The sequence below is a fragment of the Streptomyces sp. NPDC001787 genome (genome assembly GCF_040297465.1).
In the GTDB taxonomy this organism is placed as follows: Bacteria; Actinomycetota; Actinomycetes; order Streptomycetales; family Streptomycetaceae; genus Streptomyces.
The window spans coordinates 80,849-107,533 of sequence record NZ_JBEOZE010000016.1; the positions used below are offsets into that span (position 1 = coordinate 80,849).

The following is a 26,685-nucleotide window of genomic DNA, read 5'->3' on the forward strand; positions in this document are numbered from 1 at the left end:
GGGAGGGAAAACGCGGTTACGAGCGTACTTCGAGGAGCGGGACGAGCTGTTCGACGGGGGTCATCGAGCCGTGCATCCCCACCATCGCGGACTCGTGCGGCTCGTTCGCCGACGCCGTGATGACCACGTCGTCGTGGGCGGCGGCGACCACATCGCCGATGCGGCCGTACACCCGCTCGTCGACGCGCGGCCCGAACCAGCCGGCCGCGATCGCCTCGTCCCGGCCCGCCACCCAGAACTGCTCACCGAGCACTTCGCGCCATACGGTCAGCACGTCGGCCTCGGCCCCGGGGACCGCGTACGCGTGGCGGGCCCGGCCTTCGCCTGCGAGCAGGGCGACTCCGGCGCCCAGTTCCCAGTCCTCGTCGAAATCGATCCGGGACTGTTCGTCGAAGGGGATGTCGATCATGCCGTGGTCGGCGGTGATGTACAGCGCCGAGCGGGGCGGGAGCTGCTCGGCCAGGCGCCGGGCGAGCCCGTCGACATACATCAGCTGGCCGCGCCAGGCGTCGGAGTCGACACCGAACCGGTGCCCCGCGCCGTCGAGCTCGCTGTAGTAGGTGTAGACGAGCGAGCGGTCCCCTGCGGCGAGCCGCTGGGCCGCCACGTCCATCCGCTCCTCGCCGGTGAGCCGGCCGAGGAAGGAGCCGCCGCTGAGCGCGACCTTGGTGAGCGGGGTGTGCTCGAACGCGGGCGCGGAGACCTGGGCGGTACGCACACCCGCGGCGTCGGCGAGCCGGAAGACGGTGGGGTACGGCTGCCAGACCTTCGGCTCGGTCCACGGCCTCCAGCGGAGCTGGTTCATCAGCTCGCCCGTCTCGGGGTTGCGCGCGCTGTAGCCGGGAAGGCCGTGCTCACCGGGCGGCAGCCCCGTACCGACCGAGGCGAGCGAGGTGGCGGTGGTCGCCGGGAAGCCCGCGGTGAGGGGACGGCCGGTGCCACCGCGGGAGGTCGGCAGCAGGGAGTGCAGGAAGGGTGCCTCGTCCGGGTGCGCCTTGATCTGCTCCCAGCCGAGGCCGTCGATCAGGAACACGCAGTTGCGGTCGGCCGGTGTCAGCTCCGGGATCGACGCGACCAGACCGGGTACGCCCTGTCCGGCGGCCAGGGTCGGCAGCAGATCGGCGAGCGACCCGCTGCCGTATTCGGGCACGGGCGCGCTGTCGACGGGGAGCAGGACCGGCTCCTGCCAGGCCGGCTGTGCCATCAGCGGCCGGTCGCCGCGATGGCGGCCGTCGCCTCGGACAGCGACTGGGCGAAGGCGAGGGTCTGGCGGACGGTGTCCGGGCCGTCACCGGCCTCGCTGACCCGCAGGCTCAGATCGTCGGCGGTGGAACTGCCGGTGTAGCCGTGGTCCGCCTCGCAGTTGGGGTCGCCGCAGGCGGCGGGCTCCAGGTCGATGCGGGAGACGGCACCCCAGCCGATCGTGAGGACGACCTCACGGGGCAGCGTGCCCGGGACGTACTTCTCCGGGTTGGCCACCACCCGGCTGACCACGACCGAGGAGATCCGGTCGAGCTTGACCGACTCGGTGGACGTCGTGGCGTACGGCGTCGGGGAGCTTGTGTCGGCGGCCTGCTCGTCGGTGTGGCTGACGATGAACCGGTTCTCCGTCAGAACGAGGACCGTGACATGACGGCGCACCTCGTTGGAGTCGAAGGTGGTCTCCTGGTGCACCAGATACGAAGCGACCGGCTCTCCGCCGACGGCGGCCTCCACCGCCTCGGCCACGAGGGCCGGGTAATAGCCGCTGCGCTCGATCGCCGCGCGCAGCCCCTGGGTCGTCGTACCGGTCTTTGCCATACGGACCATCCTACGGGGGCCCGATGACTGCCGGGGACGCTGTGGGCGGGTCGGGACGGGGCCGGCGGCGGGCCGGGGCGAGCGGCCCGCCGGGTCAGTAGCTGGGCAGGCGGCGCGGGCCGAGATCGGTACGGGCGGGGGGCGGGGCGATGCGGACGCTCGCGCCGAGCACGGTCAGCCCGTGGGTGGCGACCACGACCGGTTCGAGCGCCACGGAGACCACTTCCGGGTGGTCGTCGACCAGGCGGGACACCCGCAGCAGCAGCTCTTCGAGCGCCGCCGTGTCCACGGGTGCCGAGCCGCGCCAGCCGAACAGCACCGGGGCGGCCCGGATGGACCGGATCAGCTCGGCCGCGTCGCGGTCGGTGGCCGGTACGAGCCGGTGGGCGGTGTCTCCGAGCAGTTCGGAGGGCGCGCCCGCCAGGCCGAAGGAGAGGACTGCCCCGGCGGCGGCGTCGATCGAGGCCCGCACGACGGTGTCCACGCCGCGCGGCGCCATGGCCTGGACGACGGGCTGGAGTTCGGCGGGCCCGCCGAGCAGGTCGGTCATCTCGCCGTACGCCCGCCGCAGCGCGCTCTCGCCCGCGAGGTCCAGGCGGACGCCTCCGAGATCGGCACGATGGCGCAGATGGGGAGCGGTCGTCTTCAGCGCCACGGGGTAGCCGAGCCGGGCCGCGGCGGCGACGGCGGAGTCCGCGTCGCGGGCCGGAAGCGTCGGCCGGACGGTGATGCCGTAGCGGCCGAGCAGTTCGCGGGCCTCGTCATGGGTGAGCGGCCGGCCGCGCGGGTCGGGGTCGGGGCCGAGCAGTGTGCCGATCAGTGCGGCGGCGCCGGGTTCGTCGATGGTGTCGTCGAGGAACTCGGGCACCTTTCCGGGTACGGCGGCCTGGCGCCGCCACTGCGCGTACTTCACGGCTTCGGCGAGCGCGCGTACGGCTCGTTCCGCGGCGGGGTAGGCGGGGATGCGGCCGGTCCGGGGGCGGCCGGGAGCCGAGCCCGAGGCGGGCACGGGGGCCGCGGCGGAGGGGGCGGGGGCCGTGGAGGGCGTGGGGGCCGCCGAACGCGGTGCCGCCGTGGCGCCGGGGGTGCGCGGTGCGGCGCCGGGGCCGGCCGTGGCGCCGGGAGCGGTCTGCGTGCCGGGGGCGGGCGGGCCGTTCACGGGGCGCGCGGTGCCGCCGCCGGAGGCCGTCGCCCCGGTGCGCGGCCGGGTCACCGTGCCGGTGGCGGCGGCCAGGGCCTCGGCCAGCCCGCCGATCTCCACATGCACCACGGCCACCGGCTTGGCGGGGCCGTCGGCCGCGGCCCGGTGCAGGGCCGCGGCCAGGACCTCGCCGTCGCCCGTCTCGGCCTCGCCGTTCTCCCCGACCCAGGGGATCGCGGTCACGATCACCGCGTCGCACGCCCCGTCGGCGAGCGCCTCGGCCAGCGCCTCCCGGAAGTCCTGCGGGCCCGCCGCCGTGGTGAGGTCCCGGGGCGGGCGCGGGCGCAGCCCCTCGGCGAGGCAGGCGTCGTACGTGAGCAGGCCGAGGGACTCGGAGTTCCCGAGGATCGCGACCCGGGGGCCGGCCGGGAGCGGCTGGTCGGCCAGGAGCAGGCCCGCGTCGACCATCTCCGTCACCGTGTCGACCCGGATGACGCCCGCCTGCCGCATCAGCGCGGAGACCGTGGCGTCGGGGATGCGGCTGACCGGCACGGCGTGGCCGGGCGGTGTGGAGCCGCTGTGCCGGGCGCCCTTCACGACGACGACGGGTTTCACGGCCGCGGTCCGCCGGGCGAGCCGGGTGAACTTGCGGGGGTTGCCGATGGATTCGAGGTAGAGCAGGGCGACATCGGTGTCCTGGTCCTCGTACCAGTACTGGAGGAAGTCGTTGCCGGAGACGTCGGCCCGGTTCCCCGCGGAGATGAAGGTGGAGAGCCCCGCGCCGCGCCGGTGGAGGCCGGAGAGCAGGGCGATCCCGATGGCTCCGGACTGCGTGAACAGGCCGATGCGGCCGGGGGCGGGCGACTCGGGGGCGAGGGAGGCGTTCAGCCGGACGGCCTCGGCGGTGTTGATGACGCCGAACGCGTTCGGGCCGATGATGCGCATGCCGTACGAGCGGGCCTGCCGGACCAGTTCGCGCTGGAGCTCACGGCCCTCGGCGCCCAGTTCGGCGTATCCGGCGGAGAGCACGACGAGCCCCTGGACGCCCCTCTCGCCGCAGTCGGCCACCGCCTCGGGCACCCGGTGGGCGGGGACGGCGATGACGGCCAGGTCGACCCGCTCGCCGATCTCGCCGACGGAACGGTGCGCGGGGACGCCGTCCAGCGTCGTCAGGCTGTCGTCGAAGGCCTTGTTGACCGCGTAGGCGCGCCCGGTGAAGCCGGAGCGGAGGAGATTGCGCAGGACGGTGCGGCCCACCCCGCCGGGGGTGCGGCCGGTGCCGATGACGGCGACGGAGCCGGGGGCCAGCAGCCGCTGCACCGAGCGCGACTCGGCCCGCTGTTCACGGCCGCGCTGGACGGCGAGGGACTCGGCGGTGGGTTCGAGGTCGAGGGTGAGGTGGACGGAGCCGTCCTCGAAGCTGCGCTGCTGGGTGTACCCGGCGTCCCGGAACACCTTGATCATTTTGTTGTTGGCGGGAAGCACCTCGGCGGCGAAGCGGCGGATGCCCCGCTCGCGGGCGACCGCGGCGATGTGTTCGAGGAGCGCCGAGGCCACCCCGCGGCCCTGGTGGGCGTCCTGGACGAGGAAGGCGACCTCGGCCTCGTCGGCGGGAGCGGAGGCGGGCCGCCCCTGCTCGTTGATCCGGTCGTAGCGGACGGTCGCGATGAACTCACCGCCGATCGTGACGGCGAGGCCCACCCGGTCGACGTAGTCGTGATGGGTGAAGCGGTGCACGTCCCTGTCGGAGAGACGCGGGTACGGGGCGAAGAAGCGGTAGTACTTCGACTCGTCGGAGACCTGCTCGTAGAAGCTGACCAGCCGCTCGGCGTCGTCGGTGGTGATGGGCCTGATGCGCGCGGTGCCACCGTCGCGGAGCACCACGTCCGCTTCCCAGTGGTCGGGGTACACGTGATGCGGACTCTGCTCCGGCTTCGGGTGCATGGCCAAAGCCTACGGCCGGCACACCGGTCGCGGAGGGGGCGGGGCCGGGGCAGTCTGGGGAGGCCGACCGGTGGCGCGGCCGGAACGGAGGTCGGGCACAGCACCGCGCACTGCATGAGAGACTGGTCTAGACAACCATTGATTCGTGAAGGGCAGAACCATGGCTGAGCGCCGCGTAAACGTCGGTTGGGCCGAGGGCCTGCACGCCCGCCCCGCTTCCATCTTCGTCCGTGCCGCCACGGCTTCCGGCATCCCGGTGACGATCGCCAAGGCCGACGGCAACCCGGTGAACGCCGCCTCCATGCTCGCCGTGCTCGGCCTGGGCGCGCAGGGCGGCGAGGAGATCGTGCTCGCTTCCGACGCGGACGACGCGGAGGCCGCCCTGGACCGTCTGGCGAAGCTGGTCGCCGAGGGTCTTGAGGAGCTGCCCGAGACGGTCTGATTCCCGCACGGATCAGACCGGGGTTTCTTCCCCGACCGAGCCGCGGTATCCCGACGGGGAACCGCGGCTCTTTCATTCCCATCGGCAAGCGATTACCGCACGGCATGACTCCCCGACCTGATTCGGGCAACGGAAACAAAGCCCTGCGGAATTACTTCGCTTTGTATACGGCGTAATTGTTAATTCCGGGCACTCGCGATGTTTACGCCGTGTTGCGGATCGCTCACCCGGTCCCGGCCCGGAGCGCCGGCTCCCCGGCGGGCGGTGCGGCGCGGCCGGTGCGCGGAGATGGCCCGCTCGGCGTGCTGGGCGGCCAGCGCCCTGGCCCGTTCGGCGTCGCCGCGCGCCACGGCGTCCACGATGGCGCCGTGTTCGGCCCAGGAGTCGGCGGGGCGGACGGGCCGCTCGACCGCGTACATCCAGGCGGTCTTGTGGCGCAGCTGGGTGAGAAGGGCGATGAGGCCGGGGCTGCCGGAGGCCTGCGCGAGGGTCTCGTGGAACCAGCCGCCCAGGGGGCGCAGATCCTCGCCCTCGCCCCTGCGGGCCCGCTCCTGGCCCAGCCTGACCAGGCCGCGCAGCACCTTGAGATGGGCCTCGGTGCGCCGCTGGGCGGCACGTGCGGCCCCCAGGGGCTCCAGGAGCATCCGGAGCTCCAGCAGGTCGGCGGCCTCCTGTTCGGTGGGCTCGGCCACACACGCGCCGGCGTGCCGGCGGGTGACGACGAAACCTTCGGACTCCAGGGTGCGCAGCGCCTCGCGGACCGGGACCCGGGAGACTCCGTAGCGCCGCGCGAGCACCTCCTCGGTGAGGCGGCTGCCGCGCTCGAAGACACCGGAGACGATGTCGTCACGGATTGCCGTGCATACCGAATGCGCGGGAATGCGCATGTCCGAACCTCCGCCATATTCCCCGCGAAGAACGCGGCCGGCCGACGCCTGTTCCGTGACTCTATGACAATCGGCCGGAATTTCCGATGGCGCAGGGAAATCCGGGGGATATCTTTCGGTCACCGGGCACCTCGGCGGAGGGTCCGGTGACCCCGCGGCTCCGGCGGCTCCCACGGCTCCGGTCCGGGAAACGCGGAAGGCCCCGGCGGAGCCGGGGCCTTCCGCGGGGTGCGGAGACGGTCAGACGTCGAGGCCGTGGGCGCGCAGGTAGGCGACCGGGTCCATGTCGGAGCCGTACTCGGGCGTGGTACGCGCCTCGAAGTGCAGGTGCGGGCCTGTGGAGTTGCCGGTGGAGCCGGAGAGGCCGATCCGCTGGCCGGAGGTGACGCTCTGGCCGACGGAGACGCCGATCGAGGAGAGGTGGCCGTACTGGGTGTACGTGCCGTCCGTCATCCGGAGCACGATGTTGTTGCCGTACGCGCCGCCCCAGCCGGCCTCGACGACCGTACCGGCGCCGACGGCGACGACGGAGGAGCCGGAGGCCGCGTGGAAGTCCACGCCGGAGTGGCTGCCGGAGGACCAGAGCGAACCGCTGGACTGGTAGCCGGTGCTGATGTACGAGCCGGCGACCGGGAGGTGGAAGGAGTTCAGCCGGGCGCGTTCGGCGGCGCGGGCGGCGCGCGCCCTGTCCTCGCGGGCTTCCTCGGCGCGGGCCTCGGCCTTGCGTTCGGCCTCCGCCTTCGCCCTGGCCTTGGCGGCGGCCTTGGCCTCGGCTTCCGCGAGGGCCCTGGCCTTCGCCTCGGCGGCGACCTCGGCCTGGTGCTCCTGGACCTTCGCCTGGGCGTCGATCTGCTGGGCGAGCGTGGCGTCGATCGCGATGACCGCGGTCAGGCCGGTGTCGCCGACGGGGCGGGCCTCGGAGTCCGCGGCGAGGGCCGGGGAGGCCATACCGCCGATGACGCCGGTGGTGGCCAGAGCCGCGACGCCGGCGACCTGGGCGCGCTTGCGCGTCAGGCGGCTCGGGGCACGGTGCTTCCCGGTGGCACGGGTGAACGCCATGGAGGGGCTGATCCTTTCCTTCCTTCTCGCCTACCGGGTTAGCTGACGGGTTCGGAGCAGGAAGGTCTCCTACGGACACCTGGGCCTCGTACGGGGCACGGGCGTCCGATTCACCCCAGGGACTTCGTGGGTCCCCGGCTCCCCAGGCTCGCGCCTGACGGGGACTCGGCGATGGCTGCCCGGCGCCGCGGGCGCGGCATACGGATGACGGACAGCGGAGCCGACGCTAAGCGGCACAACTTTCCCGCACCAAACGGACAGCGGGTTTTGTCGCTCATCCCACAGGACAGAAGGGCAATTTCCCTGACAAAGGGAATTAAGGGGGCAAAAGGGAAGACCCCGGCGCGACGAGTCGCACCGGGGTCCCCTGTGCCCCGGTATGCGACAGCGGGAGCATCGAGCGCCCGCTGACCGCGTACCCGGAGAGTCAGCCGCTGACGACCGAGACCTCACCGATGCCGAGGGCCTTCACGGGCTCCTCGATCTGCGCCGCGTCCCCCACCAGGATCGTCACCAGGCGGTCCACCGGGAACGCGTTGACCACGGCGGCGGTCGCCTCCACCGTGCCCGTCTCGGCGAGACGGGCGTAGAGGTGGGCCTGGAAGTCGTCCGGGAGGTGCTGCTCGACCTGGTCGGCCAGGGTGCCCGCGACCGACGCCGCGGTCTCGAACTTCAGCGGCGCGACCCCCACGAGGTTCTGCACGGCCGTCTCGCGCTCGGCATCCGTCAGCCCGTCGGCCGCCAGGGTCCGCAGCACCGTCCAGAGGTCCGCCAGCGCCGGTCCGGTGGACTCGGTGTCCACCGAGCCGCTGATCGCCAGCATCGCGGCGCCCGCCGGCCCGGAGGCCGAGCCCGGAGCCGTCGAGCGCAGGACCTGGCCGAAGGCGCGGACACCGTAGGTGTAGCCCTTCTCCTCACGCAGCACCCGGTCCAGCCGGGAGGTGAGGGTGCCGCCCAGGCAGTAGGTGCCGAGCACCTGGGCCGGCCAGACGCTGTCGTGCCGGTCGGCGCCGATCCGGCCGATGAGCAGCTGTGTCTGCACCGCGCCGGGACGGTCCACGATGACGACACGGCCGGTGTCGTCTGCGGTGATCGGCGGCACCGGACGGGACTGGCCGGCGTTTCCGGACCAGTCGCCGAGGGTGTCGGCGAGCAGCGCGTCCACGTCGACCCCGGTGAGATCGCCGACGATCACGGCCGTCGCGGTGGACGGGCGGACATGGGCGTCGTAGAAGCCGCGCACGGCCGCCGCGTCGATCCGCCGCACCGTCTCCTCGGTGCCCAGGCGTGGGCGTGACATGCGCGCGGTCGCCGGGAACAGCTCCTTGGAGAGCTGCTTGGCGGCGCGCCGCGCGGGGTTGGCCTGCTCGTGCGGGATCTCGTCGAGCCGGTTGCCGACGAGGCGCTCGATCTCGCTCTCGGCGAAGGCCGGGGCCCGCAGCGCTTCGGCGACCAGGCCCAGCGCCTTGGCCAGCCGGGAGGCGGGAACCTCCAGGGAGACCCGGACGCCGGGGTGGTCGGCGTGCGCGTCGAGCGTGGCACCGCAGCGCTCCAGCTCGGCGGCGAACTCCTCGGCGCTGCGCTTGTCCGTGCCCTCGGACAGTGCCCGGGACATGATCGTGGCCACGCCGTCGAGCCCCTCGGGCTCGGCGTCCAGCGGGGCGTCCAGGAAGATCTCCACGGCGACGACCTGCTGGCCGGGGCGGTGGCAGCGCAGCACGGTCAGCCCGTTGGGCAGGGAACCGCGCTCGGGGGCGGGAAACGCCCAGGGCCGGGCCACGCCGGGGGCGGGCTGCGGGTGGTACTCCATGGCTACTCCAGTCGCGGCGGCGTCGCTCACTTGTCCGCCCCCTCGGGCGCGTCGGTGCCTTCGGTGTCGTCGTCGGCCTCGTCGGCCGCCGGCTCCAGCGGCTCGTAGACCAGCACCGCCCGGTTGTCGGGGCGCAGCGCCGCCTCGGCGGCCGCCCGGACCTCCTCGGCGGTGACGTCCAGCACCCGCTGCACGGCGGTCAGGGCGAGCTGCGGGTCGCCGAACAGGACGGCGTACCGGCACAGTTCATCGGCGCGGCCGGCGACCGTACCGAGCCGGTCCAGCCACTCGCGCTCCAACTGGGCCTGGGCCCGTTCCATTTCCTCGGGCGTGGGGCCCTCGGCGGCGAACCGCGCCAGCTCCTCGTCCACCGCCGCCTCGATCTGCGGCACCTCGACGCCGCCGGACGTCTTGACGTCCAGCCAGCCCAGCGAGGGCGCTCCGGAGAGCCTCAGCAGCCCGAATCCGGCGGCCACGGCCGTACGGTCGCGGCGGACCAGACGGTTGTGCAGCCGGGACGACTCACCGCCGCCCAGCACGGTCAGCGCCAGATCCGCGGCGTCGCAGGCCCGGGTGCCGTCGTGCGGCAGCCGGTAGGCCGCCATCAGCGCACGCGCCGGGACCTCTTCCTGAACCACCTCGCGCAGCTGCTCCCCGATCACCTCGGGCAGCGTGCCGTCGCGCGGCGGCTGCTTGCCGTCGTGGGCGGGGATGGAGCCGAAGTACTTCTCGATCCAGGCCAGCGTCTGCTCGGGGTCGATGTCGCCGACCACCGAGAGCACCGCGTTGTTCGGGGCGTAGTACGTGCGGAAGAACGTACGCGCGTCATCGAGGGTCGCGGCGTCCAGATCGGCCATCGAGCCGATCGGGGTGTGGTGGTACGGGTGACCCTCCGGGTACGCGAGGGCGGTCAGCCGCTCGAACGCGGTGCCGTAGGGCACGTTGTCGTAGCGCTGGCGCCGCTCGTTCTTCACGACGTCGCGCTGGTTCTCCATGGACTCCTCGTCGAGTGCGGCGAGGAGGGAGCCCATCCGGTCGGCTTCCAGCCAGAGAGCCAGCTCCACCTGATGGGTGGGCATGGTCTCGAAGTAGTTCGTCCGCTCGAAGCTGGTCGTCCCGTTGAGCGAGCCACCGGCCCCCTGTACGAGCTCGAAGTGCCCGTTCCCCTTGACCTGGCCCGAGCCCTGGAACATCAGGTGCTCGAAAAGGTGAGCCAGGCCGGTGCGTCCCTTGACCTCGTGGCGCGAACCGACGTCGTACCAGAGACAGACCGCGGCGACCGGGGTCAGATGGTCCTCCGAGAGCACCACACGCAGACCGTTGGCCAGGCGGTGCTCGGTCGCTGTCAAGCCGCCGGAGCCGGCCTGTGCTGTGGCCGTGTGACCCATGGGCATGTACGTCCCTTCGATCGCGATACTGGATTTCCTGCCAGAGCTGCCACTGTAAGCAAGCGCACCGACACCTGGCGAAGTTCCCGTTCCGTCGATGTTGCTGTAGATGCTGCCGCAACCGGGGCCCGTGGCGGGTCCCGTGGGGCCCCTTCGGACCGCTTCGGACGGGTCGAGGTCGGCGTTGTCAGTGCGGCGGTCCACAATGGTCCGCGTCAGAACCTCAGGTTGCCCGATCAGAATCCGTGAAGGAGTCGCAGCCGCGATGGCCCGCCGTAGCACGAAGACCCCGCCGCCGGACGACTTCGAGGAGAAGATCCTCGACATCGACGTCGTCGACGAAATGCAGGGCTCCTTCCTCGAGTACGCGTACTCGGTGATCTACTCCAGGGCCCTGCCCGACGCCCGCGACGGTATGAAGCCGGTGCACCGCCGCATCGTGTCCCAGATGAACGAGATGGGACTGCGCCCCGACCGCGGCTATGTGAAGTGCGCCCGTGTGGTCGGCGAAGTCATGGGTAAGTTGCACCCGCACGGCGACGCGTCGATCTACGACGCGCTGGTGCGGATGGCACAGCCGTTCTCGATGCGGCTCCCCCTCGTCGACGGACACGGCAACTTCGGCTCGCTCGGCAATGACGACCCGCCGGCCGCGATGCGGTACACCGAGTGCCGGATGGCCGACGCCACGTCGTTGATGACCGAAGCCATCGACGAGGACACCGTCGATTTTCAGTCGAACTACGACGGCCAGGAGCGGGAGCCGGTCGTCCTCCCCGCCGCCTATCCGAACCTCCTGGTCAACGGGGTGTCCGGAATCGCGGTCGGCATGGCCACCAACATGCCCCCGCACAACCTGGGCGAGGTCATCGCCGCCGCCCGCCACCTGATCAAGCACCCGGGCGCCGACGTGGAAACGCTCATGCGCTTCGTCCCCGGCCCCGACCTGCCCACCGGTGGCCGGATCGTCGGGCTCGGCGGCATCAAGGACGCGTACACCGCAGGCCGCGGCACGTTCAAGATCCGGGCGACGGTCGCCGTGGAGGACGTGACGGCGCGCCGCAAGGGCCTGGTCGTCACCGAACTGCCCTTCACCGTCGGCCCGGAGAAGGTGATCGCCAAGATCAAGGACCTGGTCTCCGCGAAGAAGCTCCAGGGCATCGCGGACGTCAAGGACCTCACCGACCGGGCGCACGGACTGCGCCTGGTGATCGAGGTGAAGAACGGCTTCGTGCCGGAAGCCGTGCTGGAGCAGCTCTACAAGCTGACGCCGATGGAGGAGTCCTTCGGCATCAACAACGTGGCGCTCGTCGACGGCCAGCCGCTCACCCTGGGCCTCAAGGAACTGCTGGAGGTCTATCTCGACCACCGCTTCGAGGTCGTGCGCCGGCGCAGCGAGTTCCGCCGGACCAAGCGCCGCGACCGGCTGCACCTGGTCGAGGGGCTGCTCGTCGCGCTGCTCGACATCGACGAGGTCATCCGGATCATCCGGGACAGCGACAACTCGGCGCAGGCGAAGGAGCGGCTCATGGAGCGCTTCTCACTGAGCGAGATCCAGACCCAGTACATCCTGGACACCCCGCTGCGCCGGCTCACCCGGTTCGACCGGATCGAGCTGGAGAGCGAGCGCGACCGGCTCAGCGAGGAGATCGCCGCGCTGACCGCGATCCTGGAGTCCGACGCGGAGCTGCGCAAGCTGGTCTCCTCCGAGCTGGCCGCGGTGGCGAAGAAGTTCGGCACCGACCGGCGCACGGTGCTGCTGGAGTCGGCGGGTTCGCAGATCGCGTCCGTACCGCTGGAGGTCGCGGACGACCCGTGCCGGGTGCTGCTGTCCTCGACCGGCCTGCTGGCCCGCACGGCCAACGGCGACCCGATCGTGGTGGCCGAGGACGCCAAGCGTGCCAAGCACGACGTGATCCTGTCGGCCGTCCCGGCCACGGCCCGCGGCGATGTGGGGGCGGTGACGTCCACCGGGCGCCTGCTGCGGATCGCGGTGATCGATCTGCCCCAGCTGCCGGACACCCACGCGGCCCCCAATCTCTCGGGCGGGGCACAGATCTCGGAGTTCCTGACCCTGGAGACGGGCGAGGAGCTGATCTGCCTCACCACCCTGGACGAGTCCTCACCGGGCCTGGCGATCGGCACACTCCAAGGCGTGGTGAAGCGGGTGGTGCCCGACTACCCGGCCAACAAGGACGAGTTGGAGGTCATCTCCCTCAAGGACGGTGACCGGATCGTGGGCGCGACGGAGCTGCGTACGGGCGAGGAGGACCTGGTCTTCATCACCTCCGACGCGCAGCTGCTGCGCTACCCGGCCGCGCAGGTGCGCCCACAGGGCCGGCCCGCCGGAGGGATGGCGGGAGTGAAGCTCACGGCCGGGGCGGAGGTGCTCTCGTTCACGGCCGTGGATCCCGCGGCGGACGCGCTGGTGTTCACGGTCGCCGGCTCGCACGGCACCCTGGACGATTCGGAGCTGACGTCGAAGCTCACCCCGTTCGACCAGTACCCGCGCAAGGGCCGGGCGACCGGTGGGGTGCGCTGCCAGCGGTTCCTGAAGGGCGAGGACGTCCTGGTGTTCGCCTGGGCGGGTGCGGTCCCGGCACGGGCGGCCCAGAAGAACGGTGCTCCGGCACAGCTGCCCGCTCCGGATCCGCGACGCGACGGTTCGGGTACACCGCTGCTCCAGCCGGTGGCGGTGATCGCCGGACCCGTGTGACGGCGAGGCGGCCGGCCCTCGCGCCGAGCGCTTCTCCCGTCATCCGCGACGGCGTGGATCACGGGAGAGCGCTCAGGGCGCCTCGGCCGGCCGCTGCACGTATCTCAGGACGCCCCACATGCTGCGCTCGTGCTGCTCACGGTCCTCGTGAGGCCGGTCCTCGTCGTGCGGGGCGTCTTCGTGCGGAGCCTCGTCGTACGGGGCGTCCTCGGGCCGGGCGCCGTGCGGCGCGTTCCGCGCGGCGTCCGGCGATGTGGCGGTGTGGGGCTTCCCCGTGCTGTCGGGCGTTCGCGTCCGGCAGTCCGCGAGTTGCCCGTACAGCGCCCCGGCGTCGATGCCCGAACCGATCAGGACCAGCTGCGTGAGCCGTGGCTCCGCCCGCGACCAGGGCTGGGGGACGAAGCGCAGAAACCGGCCCACCGCGTGCAGGGCGTACTTGTTCGCCCGGTCCCCCGCGCCGAAGTCGGCGAACCCCTTGATCCGGTACAGGCCCTCGGGCCTGGAGTCGAGGAACTCCAGGAACCGGCGGGGGTCCATCGGCTCCCGGGAGGTGAAGGCGACGCTCTCGTACGCCGCGTGCAGGTGGCCCGCGTGCCCGTCCTCCCCCTCCTGGCACTCGTCCAGGAACAGGTCCTCGAAGGTGAGCTGACGGGCCCCGTCCTCGTGGTCCGGCCTCAGCACGGGGTCGAAGAGCAGCTCGGGATCGATGCGGCCGTGCACGGCGGAGATGACGGCGGCCCGGCTGCCGAGTTCCGCGACGCCTGCGCGCAGCCGGGCGTGCTCCGCCTCGTCCACCCGGTCGGTCTTGTTGAGCACCACGAGATCGGCGACGGCGAGATGGCGGTCGATCTCGGGATGGCGCTCCCGGGTCCGCCCGAACTCGGCGGCGTCGACGACCTCGACCAGTCCCCCGTACCGGATGTGCGGGTTGTCGCTGGCCAGCAGCATCCGCACGAGCTCCTGGGGTTCGGCGAGGCCGCTCGCCTCGATGACGATCACATCGAGGCGGGCGGAGGGCCGGGTCAGCGTCTCCAGGAAGGTGTCGAGTTCGCTCGCGTCGACGGCGCAGCACAGGCAGCCGTTGCCGAGCGAGACCGTCGAGCCGACCTGGCCCGCGACGGTCATGGCGTCGATCTCGATGGCCCCGAAATCGTTGACGATCACACCGATCCGGTTCCCCGCCCGGTTGCGGAGCAGATGGTTGAGCAGCGTCGTCTTGCCGGATCCCAGGAAACCCGCCAGGACGACGACCGGAATCTGCGGGCTGCGGGTCGGGCTCAACGGGGGCCTTCCTCGGAATGTCGTCAGGGTGCCGGGACCGGCTGCGGCGGGGGCGTGCCGACGTAGCGGGCCGCCGGGCGGATGATCTTCGAGTCCTCCGCCTGCTCCAGGATATTGGCGCTCCACCCGACCACACGCGCCGCGCAGAAGGTGGGGGTGAACATCTCGCGCGGCAGCCCGCACAGCTCCATGACGACGCCCGCGTAGAACTCCACGTTGGTGTGCAGCTCACGTCCGGGCTTGAGCTCGGCGAGGATGGCCTCCACCTGGCGTTCCACCTCGACGGCGAAGTCGACGAGCGGGCCGCCGAAGCTCTGGGCGATGCCCCGCAGCATGTGCGAGCGCGGGTCCTCGGTGCGGTAGACGGGGTGCCCGAAGCCCATGATGCGTGCCCCCGAGAGCACCTGCTCACGGATCCAGCCGTCGATGCGGTCCGGGGTGCCGATCGCGTCCAGCGTGTCCAGGGCCCGGCTGGGCGCCCCACCGTGCAGCGGTCCGGAGAGCGCGCCGACGGCGGCGACCAGGCAGGCGGCCACGTCGGCGCCGGTGGAGGCGACGACCCGGCCGGTGAAGGTCGAGGCGTTGAACCCGTGGTCGACGGTGGAGATGAGGTACTGCTCGACGGCCCTGACGTTCGCGGCGTCCGGTTCCGAGCCGGTCAGCATGTACAGGTAGTTCGCGGCGTACGGCAGGTCCTCGCGCGGCTCCACGGGTTCGAGGCCCTGGCCGAGCCGGTACAGCGCGGTGAGCACGGTCGGTACGGCCGCACAGGCGGCGAGCGCGTCGTCGCGGCGGCGGCCCGCCCCGATGTCGTACACCGGGCGGAATCCCGCCGAGGCGCCCAGCAGCGAGAGTGCGGTGCGCAGTCCGGCGAGCGGGCCCGAGACGGCGCCCGCGCGGGCGATGGTGGGCAGTGCCTCGCGCACCTCGGCGGGCAGCCGGCGCAGGGCCGCTGTGCGCGCGGCGAAGTCCGCGCCGGCGGCCCGGTCGGGCAGCTCCCCGTGGAACATCAGGTACCAGACGTCCTCGAAGCTGCGGGTCTGCGCCAGCTCGATCGCCGAGTACTGCCGGTAGTGGTAGAAGCCCTCGCGGCCTCGGACATCTCCGAGGGCGGTGTCGGTGACGACGACGCCCGCGAGGCCACGGGGTACGTCGAGCGGAGCGGTGCTCCGGGTCATGGCCGTCATCTCTGGGTCACTCCTCCGTGGCTTTGAATATTGATTCGACTGTCCATGCTTGACTTAAACTCTGTCAATATTGATTGAATCAATATGTAAGGCATGGTGGACTTGATCGATGCATGGATACATCGACGCATGGATACGGTGGGCGCCATGACGGATCAAGCAGCGCAGGCCCCCGGAAACGATCAAGGTCACGGCTCCTCCGGCTCCGGCTCCGGCATGGACGGTGCGGGCGGTGACCGGCGGCTCACCACACGGGAGACGGCCAAGCTGCTGGGGGTGAAGCCCGAGACGGTCTACGCGTACGTCAGCAGGGGGCAGCTGAGCAGCCGACGCGTCCCCGGAGGGCGCGGCAGCACGTTCGACGCCGCCGAGGTCGAGGCGCTGATCCGGCGTACGGGGCGCCGCGAGCCCGCACCGGCCGACAGCGACCTCGTCTTCCGTACCGGCATCACCCTCATCGAGCGGGACCGGTACTACTTCCGCGGCGTCGACGCGACCGGGCTCGCCCGGCGGTACGGCTACGAGGAGGTCGCCGAGTGGCTGTGGACGGGTGAGCTCCGGCCGGGGGTCCGCTTCACCGCGCCCGACGCGGCTCTCGCGGCGGCGCGCCGGGCGGTCGACGCCCTGCCCCCGCACATCGGCTCGACGGACCGGCTGCGGGTGGCGGTGATCGCGGCTGCCGCCGCCGATCCGCTGCGGTTCGACCTCTCGCCGCAGGCGGTGCTCAGCAGTGCCCGCAGCCTGATTCCGACCCTGGTGGGCGCGCTGCCGGTGGCGGGAACCGGGAGCCGTCCCGCGGCGGGAGCGGCCCAGGCCGCCGCCGGCACCGGGCGTGGCGACGGCTCACCCGGTGCGGACGGCACCGGGCCCGCGGCTGACGGCACCGGTCCGCTCGCCCGGCAGCTGTGGCCCAGGCTCACCGCCCAGCCCGCCGACGAGGCGTCGCTCGCCGTACTCGACACCGCCCTGACCCTGCTGATCGATCACGATCTGGCCGCGTCGACGCTGGCCGCCCGGGTCGCCGCGTCCGCCCACGCCCATCCGTACGCCGTGGTCTCGGCCGGGCTCGGCGTGCTGGAGGGGCCGCTGCACGGCGCCGCGAGCGGCCTGGCCCACCAGATGCTGACCGAAGTCGTGGCCCGGGGCAGCGCGGCCCCCGTCGTCGCCGACCATCTGCGGGCCGGCCGCCGGGTGCCGGGCCTGGGGCACCGGCTGTACACGGGTGAGGACCCCCGCGCCCGTACGCTGTTCGCCCTGCTGGAGGAGGTGCCGGGGGCCGCCGGAGTACTGGCGGCGGCCCGCGACGTGGTGAGCACGACCGCCCGCCACACCCCCCTGCACGCCAATATCGACCTGGCCCTGGCCGTCCTCACCGTCGCCGGCGGCATGCCCGCGGAGGCGGGCGAGACGGTGTTCGCGGTCTCCCGGACGGCGGGCTGGATCGCGCACGCGCTGGAGGAGTACGCGGAGCGGCCGCTGCGGATGCGGCCCATCGGGCAGTACCGGGGCCCCCTCCCGCCTCAGCCCCTGCCCGAGCCGGTGCGGTCGCCGGGCCCTGCGTAGTCGTCCCGAGCGGGCGGCAGCAAGGCACCGCCGCGCGGTGGCCCGGCCCCGTCCGACAGCCCGGCCCCGTCCGGTCGCCAGGCCCCGCGCGGTGACCCGGAACGGCACACGGGGAAGCCCCGGCGGGGATCCGCTCCGCCCGGCCGTCCGCCGGGGGTTCCGGAAGGCCCGGAACCCCCTCTACCGTTCGTACGATGACCACCCCGCCGGCCACCGCCAGGGGCCGGCGCCGGTTCGGCCGGCCCCGGCGGGTCTTCTCCCAGGTGCTGCTGATGCAGTTGACCATCATCACCGGCGTCACGGTGCTGGTCACCGGCCTGTTCCTGGCTCCGCTCAGCGCCCAGCTCGATGACCAGGCGATGCACCGGGCCCTCGCCATCGCCCAGAGCACGGCGGCCCAGCCCGGGATCACGACGGGGCTCCTCACCACGGCCCCCTCCCCGGACGGATCCGTGCAGGCCGCCGCCGAACGGATCCGGCGGGCGACCGGCGCCGAGTACGTCGTGATCATGAACGGCCGGGGGGTGCGCTGGTCGCACACCGAGGTCCACCGGATCGGCAAGGTCGTCTCCACCGACCCCGGCGAGGCACTCGCGGGCCGGGAGGTCATGGAGATCGACAGCGGCACGCTCGGCCGCTCGGCCCGAGGCAAGGTGCCGCTGCGCGACGCCTCCGGCCGCGTCGTCGGCGCGGTCTCGGTCGGTATCGCGTACGACAGCGTCCGCGCCCGGCTGCTCGCGACGATCCCCGGGCTGCTCGCCTACGCCGGCGGGGCGCTGGCGGTCGGCGCGCTGGCCGCCTGTCTGATCTCCCGCCGCCTTCAACGGCAGACCCATGACCTGGCGTTCTCCGATATCTCCGCGCTTCTGACGGAACGCGAGGCGATGCTTCACAGCATCCGCGAAGGAGTCGTCGCGCTCGACCGGACCGGGCGCATCCGGCTGCTGAACGACGAGGCGCAGCGCCTGCTGGGCCTGGGTCCGGACGCCGCCGGACACCCTCTCGACGAGGCGCTGGGCGATGGCCGGACCACGGATGTGCTGGCCGGCCGGGTGGTCGGTGACGACCTGCTGACCGTACGGGGCAGCCGGGTACTGCTCGCCAATCGGATGGCCACCGACGACGGAGGCGCCGTGGTGACCCTGCGCGACCGCACCGAGCTCGAACATCTCGGCCGCGAGCTCGACTCCACCCGTGGCCTGATCGACGCGCTGCGCGCCCAGGACCACGAGCACGCGAACCGCCTGCACACCCTTCTCGGGCTCCTGGAACTGGAGATGCATCAGGACGCCGTGGAGTTCCTCACGGAGGTCGTCGGGGTGCACCGGGCGACGGCCGAACAGGTCACCGGGAAGGTGCACGATCCCCTGCTGGCCGCTCTGCTGGTCGGCAAGGCCACGGTCGCCGCCGAGCGCGGCGTCTCGTTGCGCATGGCGCCCGGCCCGCCGCTGCCGGACCGGCTGGTGGATCCGCGGGGCCTGGTCACGATGGTCGGCAACCTCGTCGACAACGCCCTGGACGCGGCGGCCGGCTCCGCCGGGGCGCGGGTCGAGGTGGGCCTGCGGACCGAGGGCCGCACGGTGGTCCTGCGGGTCCACGACAGCGGACCCGGGGTGCCGCCCGCCCAGTACGGGTCGATCTTCACCGAGGGCTGGTCGACGAAGGAGCTCCCGGCACACGGCAGACGCGGTCTAGGGCTCGCGCTCGTGCGCCGGCTGGCCGAGCGCCAGGGCGGCAGCGTGGCCGTCGGCGAGTCCGCGGAGGGCGGCGCGGTGTTCACGGTCGTGCTGCCGGAGGCCCTGGGCGAACCGGACCCGCTCCATGGCCCGTCCCCCGTACGACCGGCGACGGCAGGAGAGAACCCGTGATCCACGTCCTGGTCGTGGACGACGATGTCCGGGCCCCGCAGATCAACGCGGCCCGAGGCGCCCGGCTTCCGGGTGGCCGCGCGGCCCCACTCGGCGGCCGGCCTGAACCACGCCCGGTCCAGGAGGACTTGAGGGTTCGTCGGGAGCCCCGTTGTTACGTTCCCACCATGTGCCCGTAGAAGTGCCATCACGCGGGGCCGGAACAGTGACCCGCATGAACACGAGCATGCGCGTGAACATCAGCCCGCACACGAAACGGCGGGCTCTCTCCGTATTCCTGGCCATGTCGGCCTCCGCGGCACTGGCCGTCCCCGGCGCGGCGGCCGTCCAGAAGTCGTCCACGGCCGCCACCACCACGGCCCCCGGGATCAGTTGGGGCGCCTGCCCCAAGGGCGATCCGCCCTACCCCGACCCCAGTCCCCAGGCACAGTGCGCGACGGTCGAGGTGCCGGTGGACTGGTCGAAGCCGAAGGGACCGAAGACCGGGATCTTTGTCGCCCGGTACCCGGCCACCGATCCCGCGCGCCGGATCGGTGTCCTGATGTCGAACCCCGGCGGTCCCGGGATGCCCGGGGCCGATGACGCGCTGTACGCGGACGATCCCATCGGGGGCTACTCCCCCGCCATGCTCCGGCGCTTCGACATGATCGGCTTCGACCCGCGCGGCATCGGGCGCAGCGGGGGCGCCCGCTGTGACGAGTCGATTCTCGACTCGATCCCGGACCGCCCGCGCGACGCGGCCGAGTTCGAGCGGCTGCGCACGCTCAACGGCCGGCTCGCGGCCAGTTGCCTCCAAGGGACAGGGCCGCTCGCCGCCCACATGGACACCGAGAGCGTGGCCCGCGACGTGGACGCGATCCGTGCGGCCCTCGGCGAACGCCGGATCAGCTTCCTCGGGCACTCCTACGGCACGTCCATCGGCGAGTACTACGCGCGCCTGTTCCCGGGCAACCTCCGCGCGCTGGCCCTCGACAGCGCGACGGACCCGGACCGGCCGAGTGCCGAGCGCTACCTCACCGACGGCAGCGTCTCGATCAACAACACCCTGAAGCGGGTCGCGGACTGGTGCGAGAAGGACGCTTCCTGTGCGCTGAAGGGCCAGGACCTGGCGGCCGTGACGGACCGGCTGTTCGCCCGCGCCGCCGCGGGCACGCTCCACGATCCGGGCCCCGACGGACCGACGCGGACGAAGGTCGGTGCCGACCGGCTGTCCGGCTTCCTCACCGATCAGCTCAGTGCGTGGATGCCGAAGGAGACGGCGGATCAGCTGGCCGCCCTGCACACCGGCAAGGGAGAGGTCCGCTGGCTGGACGGCGGCAGCCACGACCTCGCCGCACGGCTCGTGCTGTGCCGGGACAACGACTTCCGGATCCGCGACTACGCCCAGTACCGGGCCATCCGCGAGCGGGTCGCGAAGGCCGCCCCGCACGTCGGCTACAACGCCCAGGCCCTGGACTTCGTCCTCGCCTGCCAGGGCTGGACCATGCCGCCGAAGCCCCGGCCCGCCCGCGCGGAGGGCGGCCTCCCGCCGGTCCTCGTGCTCAACGCCACCCATGACATGGCGACCCCCTTGGCCGGCGCGCGCCGCATGGCGGCGTCCTTCCCGAAGGCTTCCCTGTTCACCATGGACGTCGTGGGCCACTGGCTCTACCGCCGGGGCGCCACCGAGAAGGCGATGCGGGTGACCGACGCCTACCTGACCAGCCGCAAGGGCTGAACCGGAAGGACCCGACAGGGGCCGGAGACGGAGGTCCACGCACCGTCCCCGGCCCCTGTCCGGCGGTCCTGGACCGTTCCGGCCCCGGGGTCGGTGCGTGGACCTCCGTCTCCGCCCGGCGATCCCGGCCGACTCGTCCACCCACAGGTGGACGAGCCCTCAGGCGTCGATGCGCGAGCGGTCCAGGGTCGCCGCCGAGCTGGTGATGAATTCCTTGCGGGGCGCGACCTCGTTGCCCATCAGCAGATCGAAGACGTGCTCGGAGGACTCAAGGTCCCCGATGTTGATCCGGCGCAGCGTGCGGTGGCGGGGATCCATCGTGGTCTCCGCCAACTGGTCGGCGTCCATCTCGCCGAGACCCTTGTAGCGCTGGATCGAATCCTTGAACCGGACGTTCTTGCGCTGGAGCTCCAGCAGTGTCTGGCGCAGCTCGCCGTCGGAGTACGTGTAGATGTACTTGTCCTGCCCCTTCTTGGGCTGGACGAGTTCGATCCGGTGCAGCGGGGGCACCGCGGCGAAGACCCGTCCCGCCTCGACCATCGGCCGCATGTACCGCTGGAACAGGGTCAGCAGCAGACACCGGATGTGGGCACCGTCGACATCGGCGTCCACCAGCAGAACGATCTTGCCGTAGCGGGCGGAGTCGATGTCGAAGGTCCGTCCGGACCCCGCTCCTATGACCTGGATGATGGCGCCGCACTCGGCGTTCTTGAGCATGTCCGAGACGGATGACTTCTGGACGTTGAGGATCTTGCCCCGGATCGGCAGCAGGGCCTGGAATTCGCTGTTCCGGGCCAGCTTGGCCGTACCGAGGGCCGAGTCGCCCTCGACGATGAAGAGCTCGCTGCGGTCCACGTCGTCGCTGCGGCAGTCGGCGAGCTTGGCGGGCAGCGACGAGGACTCCAGCGCGGTCTTGCGGCGCTGCGCGTCCTTGTGCTGGCGGGCCGCGATGCGCGTACGGGCGGCTGCCACCGCCTTCTCCAGCACCGACCTGGCCTGGGCCTTGGCGTCCCGCTTGGTCGAGGTCAGGAAGGCCTTGAGCTCCTTGGCCACCACATTGGCGACGATCCGGTTGGCCGCCGAGGTGCCGAGCACCTCCTTCGTCTGCCCTTCGAACTGCGGCTCCGCGAGCCGTACGGTGACGACCGCGGTGAGGCCCTCCAGCGCGTCGTCCTTGACGACGTCGTCCTCGGCCACGCGCAGCAGTTTGGCGGAGCGCAGCACCTCGTTGACCGTCTTGGTGAGGGAGCGCTCGAATCCGGTCACATGCGTGCCGCCCTTGGGGGTGGCGATGATGTTGACGAAGGACTTGATGTTGGTGTCGTAGCCGGTGCCCCAGCGCAGCGCGATGTCCACCCCCAGTTCCCGGGTGACCTCGGTCGGGGTCATGTGGCCGCGGTCGTCCAGGACCGGGACGGTCTCCTTGAACGTACCCGTGCCGGTCAGGCGCTGGACGTCGCAGACGGCCTTGTCCTGGGCCAGGTACTCGCAGAATTCGCTGATCCCGCCGTCGAAGCGGAATGTCTCCTCCGTCTTGCCCTCACCGTCGATCCCCCGCTCGTCGCGCACGACGATCGTGAGGCCGGGGACGAGGAACGCCGTCTGGCGGGCCCGCTGGTAGAGGGTCTCCAGGTTGAGCTTGGCGTCCTTGAGGAAGATCTGCCGGTCGGCCCAGTACCTCACCCGGGTGCCGGTACGGGTCTTCGGAACCCGCTTCCCCTTGCGCAGACCGTTGGCCGGATCGAACGGGCTGTCCGGCCCCTGCTCGGTGAACATGCCGGGGACCCCGCGCCGGAAGCTGATGGAGTGGGTCGCGCTGTTGCGGTCGACCTCGACGTCCAGCCGGGCGGAGAGGGCGTTGACGACGGAGGCGCCCACACCGTGCAGACCGCCCGAGGCGGCGTAGGAGCCGCCGCCGAACTTGCCGCCGGCGTGCAGCTTGGTCATGACGACTTCGATGCCGGAGAGACCGGTCTTGGGCTCCACGTCGACCGGGATGCCACGACCGTTGTCGCGGACCTCGACGGACGAGTCGTCGTGGAGGATCACCTCGATGTTGTCGCAGTAGCCGCCGAGGGCCTCGTCGACGGAGTTGTCGATGATCTCCCAGAGGCAGTGCATGAGGCCGCGGCTGTCGGTGGACCCGATGTACATCCCGGGGCGCTTGCGGACCGCCTCGAGCCCTTCGAGTACGAGAAGGTGCCGCGCGGTGTAGTTGGAGCTGTCCCTGTCTACGACGCCGCCTGCTCCGGTCAGCAGCGCAGTGGACGGCACGGACGTATCGGCGGTCACGCGGTTCGCTCCTCGCTGAATTTCATTTGGGCCCCAAGTGGGTAACGGGCTCGGCTTCGGTTGCCGCTGAGAGCCTACCGAGGCCTGGTAGAGCGGTTGTAACGCCACCCTCGGGGAATCCTCATGCTAGTCGAGCCGCTTCCAGGCTCGCATGAATGTTCGATCATTCGTTGGAGTGACGTGCACATCACGTTCCCTTCGAGGCATGAACCATTTAGGCTCCGGGCACGTCCTCATGAACAACCGGCAAGCCAGCCGGCGGACCGACCAAGACAAGCAACGCGAAACCGTAGCGCTACGCAATACGGCACATTCGCCGCCAACCGGCAACAGTCAGCCATCCTGAGAAGAAGTTTCGAAGAAAAGCCACGAGCGGGAACGTTTTCGGCCTGGTTGGATGTTGACCCTGGTACGACAGCTCGTCGAGCTAGAGAAGAGGCGACGTGACTACTGTTCTGACCCCCGCGAGCCCGCTGACCGCAGCAGACCGCTGTGACCGTTGCGGCGCCCAGGCATATCTGCGCGTCGTCCTGATCAGTGGCGGTGAACTGCTCTTCTGCGCCCACCATGGTCGCAAGTTCGAGCCGGAACTCAAGAAGATCGCCGCGGAAATACAGGATGAGACGGATCGGCTCACCGCCGTACAGGCCAGTGCCGCCGAAGAGGAACAACACTGACACCTCGCATCCACGACGAGCCAGGGGCCGGTCCCGGACCGACCGACGGGCGGCTCCCCCGATGAGGGGGAACCGCCCGTTCTCGCCGTTTCGCGCCGCTGCCGGTCAGATCCGGCCGGCCGCCCAGCGCATGGCCGCGGAAACCCGGGTGTAGACACCCGGGCTGTCGGCGCGCCCGCAGCCGCTGCCCCAGGAGACCAGGCCGACAAGCCGTCCACGGGCCACCAGAGGCCCGCCGCTGTCCCCCTGGCAGGCATCGTGCCCGCCCTCCGGATCGCCCGCGCAGACCATCGCTGAGGCGTCGTACGTACCCTCCGGGCCGCCCGGGTAGGCACGCTCGCACATGCTGTCCGGCAGAAGCTCGACCTCGGCGGAGCGCAGGGCCTGCGCGTAGGCGCCGCTGCCGCTCATGTCGCCCCACCCGTGGACGACGGCACCGGTACCGGCCGCGTAGACGCTGTCACCCTCCGGAGCCATCCCGATCACGCTGCCCTTCGGCAACGGGGTCGCCAGAGTGAGCACCGCCAGGTCACCCGCGTTGGAGTCCCGGTCGTAGCCGGGATTGACCCATGACGCCCGTACGGCGATCTCCTGACCGCCGGAGTCGCGCAGCCGGTCCCGGCCCGAGATGATCCGCAGATCGCCCACGTCGGCCACGTCCCCGCCGAGCACCTCACCGCTCAGGCAGTGGGCCGCCGTCAGCACCTTCGTCGGAGCCACCGCCACCCCGCCGCAGAACTGGCCTGCGCGCGTTCCCCCGAACCGGTCACGGCTCGACACGGCCACGACCCAGGGGCTGTCCGCCACGGAGGCGGGCTGTCCGCCGATGATGATGCCGCCCACGGCAGCCGAGGCGGGGGTTCCTGGCGGCACCACGGCCGCCACGGCGGTCAGGGCGAGTACCCCGGGCAGGGCACGGACGACGGTACGGAACATGAAGGCTCCTGACGCTGCGGTGATCAAGGTCCACCCAGCGTCATGCACCGCTCCCGGGCCCGCATCCGCGCACAGGCCGAGGGCCCGGCTCCCCCATGGGGTCCGGGCCCTCGGCCTGTGTGTCCGGCTCCGTGCGTCCGCGGCCTAGTCGAGGTAGTCGCGCAGCACCTGGGAACGCGAGGGGTGACGAAGCTTCGACATCGTCTTCGACTCGATCTGACGGATGCGCTCACGCGTCACGCCGTAGACCTTGCCGATCTCGTCCAGCGTCTTCGGCTGGCCGTCGGTCAGACCGAAACGCATCGAGACCACGCCGGCCTCACGCTCCGAGAGGGTGTCGAGCACCGAGTGCAGCTGCTCCTGGAGGAGCGTGAAGCTGACCGCGTCGGCCGGAACGACCGCCTCGGAGTCCTCGATCAGGTCACCGAACTCGCTGTCACCGTCCTCACCCAGCGGGGTGTGGAGGGAGATCGGCTCGCGACCGTACTTCTGGACCTCGATGACCTTCTCGGGGGTCATGTCGAGCTCCTTGGCCAGCTCCTCCGGGGTGGGCTCACGGCCCAGGTCCTGGAGCATCTGGCGCTGGACGCGCGCGAGCTTGTTGATGACCTCGACCATGTGCACCGGGATACGGATGGTGCGGGCCTGGTCCGCCATGGCACGGGTGATCGCCTGACGGATCCACCAGGTGGCGTACGTGGAGAACTTGTAGCCCTTGGTGTAGTCGAACTTCTCGACGGCACGGATCAGGCCGAGGTTGCCCTCCTGGATCAGGTCCAGGAAGAGCATGCCGCGGCCGGTGTAGCGCTTGGCCAGCGAGACCACGAGCCGGAGGTTGGCCTCCAGCAGGTGGTTCTTGGCGCGGCGCCCGTCCTCGGCGATGATCTCCAGCTCGCGCTTGAGCTTCGGCGCGAGCTTGTCCGAGTTCGCCAGCTTGTCCTCGGCGAAGAGACCCGCCTCGATGCGCTTGGCGAGCTCGACCTCCTGCTCGGCGTTGAGGAGCGGGACCTTTCCGATCTGCTTCAGGTAGTCCTTGACCGGGTCGGCCGTGGCGCCGGCGACGGCGACCTGCTGAGCAGGCGCGTCGTCCTCGTCGTCGTCGGAGAGGACGAAGCCCTTGTTCTCGCCCTCGCCCTCCTCTTCCTCACCCTTGCCGGCCTTGACTTCCTCGGCCGCCTCGTCACCGTCGAGGAGCTCGTCGTCCTGCTTGCCGGACTTCTTCGTCGCTGTCTTCTTGGCCGCGGTCTTCTTCGCGGCGGTCTTCTTGGCAGCGGTCTTCTTGGCTGCCGTCTTCTTCGCGGGAGCGGCCGCTGTGGCGTCGTCGGCCACCGCGTCCGCACTCTCGGCCGTCTGGGCGGCGGAGGCCGCGACGGTCCTCGTCACGGTCGTCTTGGCCGCGACGGTCTTGGTGGCGGTGCGCTTGACCGGGCTCTTCGCTGCGACGCTCTTGCGGGCGCGCTTCGGCGACTCCGCGGCACTGACCATCAGCGTCACACCCTCTTCCTCGAGGATCTGGTTGAGGCTGCGCAGAACATTCTTCCACTGGGTTGGCGGAATCTGGTCAGCCTCGAAGGCCCGACGCACGTCATCGCCGGCGATCTGCCCATCAGCCTTTCCCCGCTCGATGAGCGCCATCACAGACTCGGACTCGGCGATCTCCGGCGGGAGCGTACGGGATGTGCTGGCCGACACGAACAACCTCTCGGAACGATGGAAACGGCTTCCGGCCCGGCCCTGGAGAGGGCTGGAACCGACGACCGTCGACTGGGGATGTCGCCGACGGCGCGGGTTTGGCCTCAGAACTGCACAGCGCGCTGAATGGCTGCTGTATTCCTTCTGCGGCGGTCACCTCTTAAGTCATCGCACTGTTTCGAGGAGTGTTACGCCCAATCCGCGTGGCCCGAGTCACACCTCATTTGCGACGAACAGTGCCAGGGGTGACATCCCCCCACAATTGTGCCGCCGGACCGAGGGGTC

At 71.4% G+C, this 26,685-nt stretch carries 18 protein-coding genes and 1 riboswitch; of the genes, 6 read left to right on the forward strand and 12 right to left on the reverse strand.

Translation table 11 applies throughout. The features are described 5' to 3' along the window. Nucleotides 1–16: 16 nt before the first annotated feature. The 3 genes from ABT170_RS22335 to ABT170_RS22345 all read right to left on the reverse strand — a co-directional run bounded on the left by ABT170_RS22335 (nt 17) and on the right by ABT170_RS22345 (nt 4,885). A complete protein-coding gene (locus ABT170_RS22335; RefSeq protein ID WP_329946881.1) occupies nt 17–1,204 on the reverse strand; it encodes an alkaline phosphatase family protein in 1,188 nt (395 codons plus the stop codon). Beyond that, nucleotides 1,204–1,800, reverse strand: coding sequence for a DUF5998 family protein (locus tag ABT170_RS22340; protein WP_266924671.1), 597 nt, complete (start codon nt 1,798–1,800; stop codon nt 1,204–1,206). Before ABT170_RS22340 ends, ABT170_RS22335 begins: the two co-directional genes overlap by 1 nt. 94 nt (nt 1,801–1,894) lie before the next feature. Beyond that, nucleotides 1,895–4,885: a bifunctional acetate--CoA ligase family protein/GNAT family N-acetyltransferase gene (locus ABT170_RS22345; protein WP_351870073.1), complete on the reverse strand. Its 2,991-nt coding sequence runs from the start codon at nt 4,883–4,885 to the stop codon at nt 1,895–1,897. Nucleotides 4,886–5,045: 160 nt separating this feature from the next. Here ABT170_RS22345 and ABT170_RS22350 point away from each other — a divergent pair, with 160 nt between their 5' ends. Continuing rightward, nucleotides 5,046–5,327 (forward strand): HPr family phosphocarrier protein, encoded by a 282-nt coding sequence (locus ABT170_RS22350; protein ID WP_329946879.1) that lies wholly within the window; start codon nt 5,046–5,048, stop codon nt 5,325–5,327. Between the two features lie 179 nt (nt 5,328–5,506). Here ABT170_RS22350 and ABT170_RS22355 read toward each other — a convergent pair whose 3' ends face one another. From ABT170_RS22355 to ABT170_RS22370, 4 genes are all read right to left on the reverse strand, one after another. Beyond that, nucleotides 5,507–6,214 carry a GntR family transcriptional regulator gene (locus tag ABT170_RS22355; protein WP_351870076.1) on the reverse strand — a complete coding sequence of 236 codons (708 nt, stop codon included), beginning with the start codon at nt 6,212–6,214 and terminating at the stop codon, nt 5,507–5,509. A 240-nt stretch (nt 6,215–6,454) separates the two neighbouring features. Next, on the reverse strand, nt 6,455–7,273 hold the full coding sequence (locus tag ABT170_RS22360) for a M23 family metallopeptidase (protein ID WP_329946877.1): 819 nt from the start codon (nt 7,271–7,273) through the stop codon (nt 6,455–6,457). A gap of 13 nt (nt 7,274–7,286) precedes the next feature. Continuing rightward, nucleotides 7,287–7,454, reverse strand: a riboswitch (cyclic di-AMP (ydaO/yuaA leader). A gap of 246 nt (nt 7,455–7,700) precedes the next feature. Then, nucleotides 7,701–9,083, reverse strand: a complete 1,383-nt coding sequence (locus ABT170_RS22365) for a M16 family metallopeptidase (protein WP_329946917.1) — start codon at nt 9,081–9,083, stop codon at nt 7,701–7,703. A gap of 26 nt (nt 9,084–9,109) precedes the next feature. After that, nucleotides 9,110–10,477, reverse strand: coding sequence for a M16 family metallopeptidase (locus tag ABT170_RS22370; protein WP_329946876.1), 1,368 nt, complete (start codon nt 10,475–10,477; stop codon nt 9,110–9,112). 259 nt (nt 10,478–10,736) lie between these two features. Between ABT170_RS22370 and ABT170_RS22375 the strand changes: the two genes are divergently transcribed. Continuing rightward, nucleotides 10,737–13,187 (forward strand): DNA gyrase/topoisomerase IV subunit A, encoded by a 2,451-nt coding sequence (locus ABT170_RS22375; RefSeq protein ID WP_351870080.1) that lies wholly within the window; start codon nt 10,737–10,739, stop codon nt 13,185–13,187. A 72-nt stretch (nt 13,188–13,259) separates the two neighbouring features. Here the strand turns inward: ABT170_RS22375 and ABT170_RS22380 are convergent, their stop codons facing one another. Both ABT170_RS22380 and ABT170_RS22385 read right to left on the reverse strand, forming a co-directional pair. Continuing rightward, nucleotides 13,260–14,468, reverse strand: a complete 1,209-nt coding sequence (locus ABT170_RS22380) for a CobW family GTP-binding protein (RefSeq protein ID WP_351870083.1) — start codon at nt 14,466–14,468, stop codon at nt 13,260–13,262. Between the two features lie 23 nt (nt 14,469–14,491). Continuing rightward, the gene (locus ABT170_RS22385; RefSeq protein WP_502970554.1) at nt 14,492–15,646 is read right to left on the reverse strand and encodes a citrate synthase/methylcitrate synthase; all 1,155 of its coding nucleotides are present in this window, start codon (nt 15,644–15,646) and stop codon (nt 14,492–14,494) included. A 225-nt stretch (nt 15,647–15,871) separates the two neighbouring features. Between ABT170_RS22385 and ABT170_RS22390 the strand changes: the two genes are divergently transcribed. The 3 genes from ABT170_RS22390 (at nt 15,872) to ABT170_RS22400 (ending at nt 20,803) form a co-directional block, all read left to right on the forward strand. Further along, a complete protein-coding gene (locus ABT170_RS22390) occupies nt 15,872–17,218 on the forward strand; it encodes a citrate/2-methylcitrate synthase (RefSeq protein WP_351870194.1) in 1,347 nt (448 codons plus the stop codon). Nucleotides 17,219–17,412: 194 nt separating this feature from the next. Further along, nucleotides 17,413–19,086: a sensor histidine kinase gene (locus tag ABT170_RS22395; protein ID WP_329946872.1), complete on the forward strand. Its 1,674-nt coding sequence runs from the start codon at nt 17,413–17,415 to the stop codon at nt 19,084–19,086. A 214-nt stretch (nt 19,087–19,300) separates the two neighbouring features. Further along, nucleotides 19,301–20,803 carry an alpha/beta hydrolase gene (locus ABT170_RS22400; RefSeq protein WP_329946871.1) on the forward strand — a complete coding sequence of 501 codons (1,503 nt, stop codon included), beginning with the start codon at nt 19,301–19,303 and terminating at the stop codon, nt 20,801–20,803. Between the two features lie 159 nt (nt 20,804–20,962). On the opposite strand, the gene ABT170_RS22405 is transcribed toward ABT170_RS22400, so the two are convergent. Then, nucleotides 20,963–23,095: a DNA gyrase/topoisomerase IV subunit B gene (locus ABT170_RS22405; protein WP_266924651.1), complete on the reverse strand. Its 2,133-nt coding sequence runs from the start codon at nt 23,093–23,095 to the stop codon at nt 20,963–20,965. Between the two features lie 443 nt (nt 23,096–23,538). Here ABT170_RS22405 and ABT170_RS22410 point away from each other — a divergent pair, with 443 nt between their 5' ends. Then, nucleotides 23,539–23,772, forward strand: a complete 234-nt coding sequence (locus ABT170_RS22410) for a DUF7455 domain-containing protein (RefSeq protein ID WP_073721947.1) — start codon at nt 23,539–23,541, stop codon at nt 23,770–23,772. A gap of 105 nt (nt 23,773–23,877) precedes the next feature. On the opposite strand, the gene ABT170_RS22415 is transcribed toward ABT170_RS22410, so the two are convergent. Further along, nucleotides 23,878–24,708: a serine protease gene (locus ABT170_RS22415; protein ID WP_329946870.1), complete on the reverse strand. Its 831-nt coding sequence runs from the start codon at nt 24,706–24,708 to the stop codon at nt 23,878–23,880. Nucleotides 24,709–24,852: 144 nt separating this feature from the next. Then, entirely contained in the window at nt 24,853–26,400 is a 1,548-nt protein-coding gene (locus ABT170_RS22420; RefSeq protein WP_329946869.1) for an RNA polymerase sigma factor, read from the reverse strand. Between the last annotated feature and the right edge of the window lie 285 nt (nt 26,401–26,685).

What these genes read in the sequence shown, in the direction of transcription:
- ABT170_RS22385 (WP_502970554.1), bottom strand. Translation starts at nt 15,646, where the DNA reads ATGACCCGGAGCACCGCTCCGCTCGACGTACCCCGTGGCCTCGCGGGC.
- ABT170_RS22360 (WP_329946877.1), bottom strand. Translation starts at nt 7,273, where the DNA reads ATGGCGTTCACCCGTGCCACCGGGAAGCACCGTGCCCCGAGCCGCCTG.
- ABT170_RS22365 (WP_329946917.1), bottom strand. Translation starts at nt 9,083, where the DNA reads ATGGAGTACCACCCGCAGCCCGCCCCCGGCGTGGCCCGGCCCTGGGCG.
- ABT170_RS22335 (WP_329946881.1), bottom strand. Translation starts at nt 1,204, where the DNA reads ATGGCACAGCCGGCCTGGCAGGAGCCGGTCCTGCTCCCCGTCGACAGC.
- ABT170_RS22390 (WP_351870194.1), top strand. Translation starts at nt 15,872, where the DNA reads ATGGACGGTGCGGGCGGTGACCGGCGGCTCACCACACGGGAGACGGCC.
- ABT170_RS22355 (WP_351870076.1), bottom strand. Translation starts at nt 6,214, where the DNA reads ATGCGCATTCCCGCGCATTCGGTATGCACGGCAATCCGTGACGACATC.
- ABT170_RS22395 (WP_329946872.1), top strand. Translation starts at nt 17,413, where the DNA reads ATGACCACCCCGCCGGCCACCGCCAGGGGCCGGCGCCGGTTCGGCCGG.
- ABT170_RS22370 (WP_329946876.1), bottom strand. Translation starts at nt 10,477, where the DNA reads ATGCCCATGGGTCACACGGCCACAGCACAGGCCGGCTCCGGCGGCTTG.
- ABT170_RS22400 (WP_329946871.1), top strand. Translation starts at nt 19,301, where the DNA reads ATGAACACGAGCATGCGCGTGAACATCAGCCCGCACACGAAACGGCGG.
- ABT170_RS22345 (WP_351870073.1), bottom strand. Translation starts at nt 4,885, where the DNA reads ATGCACCCGAAGCCGGAGCAGAGTCCGCATCACGTGTACCCCGACCAC.
- ABT170_RS22350 (WP_329946879.1), top strand. Translation starts at nt 5,046, where the DNA reads ATGGCTGAGCGCCGCGTAAACGTCGGTTGGGCCGAGGGCCTGCACGCC.
- ABT170_RS22340 (WP_266924671.1), bottom strand. Translation starts at nt 1,800, where the DNA reads ATGGCAAAGACCGGTACGACGACCCAGGGGCTGCGCGCGGCGATCGAG.
- ABT170_RS22375 (WP_351870080.1), top strand. Translation starts at nt 10,737, where the DNA reads ATGGCCCGCCGTAGCACGAAGACCCCGCCGCCGGACGACTTCGAGGAG.
- ABT170_RS22415 (WP_329946870.1), bottom strand. Translation starts at nt 24,708, where the DNA reads ATGTTCCGTACCGTCGTCCGTGCCCTGCCCGGGGTACTCGCCCTGACC.